4 protein-coding genes are annotated in these 4,758 nt (G+C 69.2%); all 4 read right to left on the bottom strand.

Annotation, left to right across the window (positions count from 1 at the left end):
- The coding region (locus tag ELR45_RS03035; protein WP_129663482.1) for an FtsW/RodA/SpoVE family cell cycle protein at window positions 1-887 on the bottom strand (887 nt) is incomplete at its 3' end.
- Window positions 874-2,319, bottom strand: a complete 1,446-nt coding sequence (gene murD, locus ELR45_RS03040) for a UDP-N-acetylmuramoyl-L-alanine--D-glutamate ligase (RefSeq protein ID WP_240759109.1) — start codon at window positions 2,317-2,319, stop codon at window positions 874-876. The genes murD and ELR45_RS03035, both read right to left, overlap by 14 nt.
- 75 nt (window positions 2,320-2,394) lie before the next feature.
- The gene (gene mraY / locus ELR45_RS03045; RefSeq protein ID WP_129663274.1) at window positions 2,395-3,456 is read right to left on the bottom strand and encodes a phospho-N-acetylmuramoyl-pentapeptide-transferase; all 1,062 of its coding nucleotides are present in this window, start codon (window positions 3,454-3,456) and stop codon (window positions 2,395-2,397) included.
- Window positions 3,453-4,758 (bottom strand): UDP-N-acetylmuramoyl-tripeptide--D-alanyl-D-alanine ligase (locus ELR45_RS03050; protein WP_205855754.1); only part of this gene is annotated, 1,306 nt, incomplete at its 5' end. The genes mraY and ELR45_RS03050, both read right to left, overlap by 4 nt.

Here is a 4,758-nt window from a genome sequence, read left to right on the forward strand (position 1 = left end):
TCACCCAGGATGGCGAAGATGAAGTCAGTGTGCTGTTCCGGGAGCGTGCCCCACTTCTGTGTGCTGGCACCGAGCCCGGTGCCCCACCAACCGCCGTTGGCGAACGCGAAGATCGAGTTGGCCGCCTGATACCCGGTGTTGGTGTAGTCGGAGAACGGGTCCAGGAAGTTCCCTATCCGCGCGACGCGGTGTGGCGCGGTGAAGATGAGGTAGACGCTCATCACGCCGATCGCGCCGATCGCCAGGCTGAACAGCCAGGTCGGCACCCCGATCACCCACAGCATGGTGAGCAGGATCAGCATCATGATCGCCGACGTTCCCATGTCGCCCTGGCCGAGCGTCAGCGCGACGACGAAGGCCGCGACCGGCGCCACCGGGATCAACAGCTGTTTCCACTGGCGGATCAGGGCGCCCTTGTTGGCGAGGACATGCGCCACCCAGATGATCAGCGCCAGCTTCGCCGGCTCCGACGGCTGCAGCAGGAAGGGGCCGCCGAAGTCGATCCAGTTCCGGCTACCTCCGCGGACCACTCCGAAGCCGGGCACGAAAGTCAGCGCCAGCAACCCGATCGCGCCGATCACCAACAGCAATGACAGCGCGCGCAGCACCCGTAACGGCATCCGAGAGATCAGCCACGCGACGGGCAGCGCCACCCCCACCCACATGAGCTGCCGCAGGAAGTAGTGCGCCGGGTGGCCGAACTCCTGGGTGGACATGTACGTCGTGGACGAGAAGACCATGACCAGCCCGAGCAGCAGGAGCAGTCCAGCCGACCCCAGCACCAGGTAGTACGACGCTAGTGGCCGGCGCAGAAACCGGGAGAGCGCCTCCCGGGCGCCGCCTCCCTGGCCGCGCCTGCCTGCCGCCGTCGCGTCAACGGCCGTCATGGCGGTGCACCGCAGCCGCGAACGCCTCTCCGCGGCGGACGTAGTTGGCGAACATGTCCATGGACGCACAGGCCGGCGCCAGCAGCACCGTATCGCCCGGCTGAGCCAGCCGGGCTGCCTCCTGCACTACACGGTCCATGGCCATATTGTCCGTGTCCGCCACCTCGATGACCGGGACATTCGGCGCGTGTCGCGCGAGAGCTTCGCTGATCAGGTTCCGGTCCGCACCGATCAGGACGACGCCGCGCAACCGGTCCCGGGCGCCGGACACCAGCTCATCGAAGGACGCTCCCTTGGCCAGCCCGCCGGCTATCCACACCACAGGCTCGTATGCGGCCAGCGACGCCGCCGCCGCGTGCGCGTTGGTCGCCTTGGAGTCGTCGACGTAGTCCACGCCGCCGACGGTGGCCACCGTAGAGATCCGATGGTCCTCCGGCTCGAATCCGCGCAGCCCGTCGCGTACAGCCACCGCGGGCACCCCGATCGACCGGGCCAGCGCCGCCGCGGCCAGCGCGTTCGCCACATTGTGCGGCGCCGCCGGACGTACATCGTCCACCGACGCCAGCTCCGCCGCCGACGTCTGCCGCTCCGCGACGAACGCGCGGTCCACCAGGATGTCGTCGACGACGCCGAGCATGCCGACGCTGGGGATCCCGAGGGTGAAGCCGATCGCCCTGGCGCCCTCCGTCACCTCCGCGTCCCGCACCAACCGCTCGGTCTCCGGATCAGCGACGTTGTAGACGCACGCGGTCTCGACGCCCTGATAGATCCGGCCCTTGTCGGCCGTGTAGGCGTCCAGCGACCCGTGCCAGTCCAGGTGGTCCGGTGCGACGTTCAGCACCGCCGCGGACCGCACGGCCAGGCTGTGCGTCCAGTGCAGCTGGAAGCTGGACAGCTCCACGGCGAACACGTCGTATCCGGCCGGGTCCATCACCGCCGACACGATCGGGTCGCCGACGTTTCCGGCCGCGCCCACACGCAGTCCCGACGCCTGCAGCATCTGCGACAGCATGCGCACCGTCGTCGTCTTCCCGTTGGTCCCGGTCAGCGCCAGCCACGGCGTCGACGGGTCACGCAGCCTCCACGCCAGCTCCACTTCGCCCCAGATCGGCACGCCGGCTTTCTCGGCCGCCACCAGCAACGGCGCCGTCGGGCGCCACCCGGGTGAGACCACCACCAGCTGCGCACCGCCGGGCAGCTCCGCCGACGCCCCAGGGCCCAGCCGGACGGTCGCCCCCAGGATCTCCAGGATGGTTGCCCGCTCCCGCTGGGCGTCCCCATCCGACTCGTCGACGACCGTCACCGTGGCACCCAGCTGCACCAGCGCGTCCGCTGCCGCGAACCCGGACACCCCGATCCCAGCGACGACGACCGACAACTCGCCCCACGGACTCCCCCGGTCCGCCTGCTCCAACCACTCCAACACCCTCACCCCATTCCCATGATCATCAACCGTTGGCCGCACCATGCCCGGTCCAGGCGTTGATGATCATGGGGTTGACGCGTGTCATATCGTCGCGACCCATTCCGCGTAGAACAGCCCCACACCCGCCATGACGAAGATCCCGGCGATGATCCAGAACCGGATCACGATCGTCACCTCGGCCCAGCCTTTGAGCTCGAAATGATGTTGCAGCGGCGCCATCCGGAACAGCCGTTTACCGCCGGAGAGCTTGAACCAGCCGACCTGGAGGATCACGGACAGCGTGATGACGGCGAACAGCCCGCCGAGCACCACCAGCAGCAGCTCCGTCCGGCTGGTGATGGCCAGTCCGGCCAGTGCGCCGCCCAGTGCCAGCGATCCGGTGTCGCCCATGAAGATCTTGGCCGGTGACGCGTTCCACCACAGGAACCCGAAGCAGGCTCCCATCAGTGCCGCCGACACCACGGCCAGGTCATGCGGGTCTCGGATCTCGTAACAGCCCGGGCCGGGTGAGACCGTGCAGCTCTGGTTGAACTGCCAGACGCTGATCAGCGTGTACGCGCCGAACACCATCACCGACGCGCCGGTGGCCAGGCCGTCCAGACCGTCGGTGAGGTTCACCGCGTTCGACGAGCCGGACACCATCAACAGTGCCCAGATGACGAAAGCCGCCGCGGGAAGCTCGAAGGAGCTGTCCCGCAGAAACGAGATCGCCTCCGACCCGGGCGTGTAGCCCTCGTCGTTGGCGAAGTTGATCGCCATGATGCCGAACGCGACCGCCACAGTGATCTGGCCGGTCATCTTCGCACCGCTGCGCAGACCCAGGCTGCGCTGCTTGGCGATCTTGATGTAGTCGTCGAGGAAGCCGACCAGCCCCAGCCCGACCAGCAGGAAGAGCACGAGCAGACCGGACGCGCTCGGTACTGTCGGCCGCACCACGTGCGCGACCGCATAGCCCAGGACGACGGCGATGATGATCACCGCGCCGCCCATCGTGGGGGTGCCACGCTTCGTGTGGTGTGTGGTGGGACCGTCGTCGCGGATGAGCTGGCCGTAGCCACGCTTGGCGAGGATCCTGATCGCGGCCGGTGTGCCCAGGATCGAGACGATCACGGCGACGAAACCCGCCGTGAGGATCGAGATCACTCGGTGTCCTCCCTGACTTCCCCGGCGACGAGCCGGTCACCCAGGTGCCGCAGCCCGGCATCCCTGGACGATTTCACCAGAACGATGTCGTCCCCACCCAGCTCTTTGGACAGCAGCTCCTCCGCCGCGGCCCGGTCTGGCACCCACGTCGTCTCCCCCGCCCAGGAACCCTCGAGGCTGGCTCCTTGATGCATCGAGCGCGCGCCGTCGCCGACGACGACGAGCCGGTTGATGTTCAGGCGGACGGCGAGCCGCCCGATCGCGTCGTGCTCGGTCGCGGACGCCTCGCCCAGCTCCAGCATCTCGCCGAGCACGGCCCACGTACGCCGGCCGCCCGCCATGGTGACCAGCGACTTCAGCGCCGCCCGGACAGACTCCGGGTTGGCGTTGTACGCGTCGTTGACGACGGTGACACCGTCGCCGCGTTCGGTGACCTCCATCCGCCACCGGGACAACGGCCGCGCCGCGGTCAGCTCGGCGGCGATGTCGCCGGCCGACATCCCCAGCGCGTGCGCGACACCGGCGACGGAGAGCGCGTTCGCCACCTGATGCTCGCCGACGAAGGAGAGGTTGACCGGCGCCGATCCGGCCGGCGTGACCAGAGTGAACGACGCCCGGCCGCCCCTGTCCAGGCGGACATCCTCAGCCCGCAGGTCGGCGTGGACGGACTCGCCCACCTTCAGCACCGTGGCCTCGGTCTGCTCCGCCATCCGGCGCACCACCGGGTCGTCGCCGTTCAGAACTGCGGTGCCATCAGGCGGGAGCGCCTGCGCGAGCTCGCCCTTGGCGCGGGCGATCGCGTCCCGGCCGCCGAACTCGCCGATGTGGGCGGTGCCGACGTTGAGCACGACCCCGATCCGCGGCGGTGTGATGCCGCAGAGATACTCGATGTGCCCGATGCCGCGGGCGCCCATCTCGACGACGAGCGTGCGCGTCGAGGAGTCCACCCGCAACGCCGTCAGCGGCACGCCGACCTCGGCGTTGTACGAGCCGGGCGGCGCCACCACGGGGCCGAGCGGCGCCAGTACCTGGGAGAGCATGTCTTTGGTCGTGGTCTTGCCCGATGACCCGGTCACACCGACGACCGTCAGCGACGGAAGCCGGTCCAGCACGCCCCTGGCGAGCAGTCCCAGCGCCCGTTCCGAGTCATCGACGACGATCTGGGCCAGCGGCACGTCATCGACCACTCGTTCGACGATCGCCGCGACCGCGCCCGCTTGTCCGGCGGCACCGACGAACTCGTGCCCGTCGCGCTGTTCGCCCACGCGGGCGACGAACACACCGCCGGGCTCCACCTCCCGG

Source organism: Phytoactinopolyspora endophytica (assembly GCF_004138495.1).
GTDB classification, from domain to species: Bacteria; Actinomycetota; Actinomycetes; order Jiangellales; family Jiangellaceae; genus Phytoactinopolyspora; species Phytoactinopolyspora endophytica.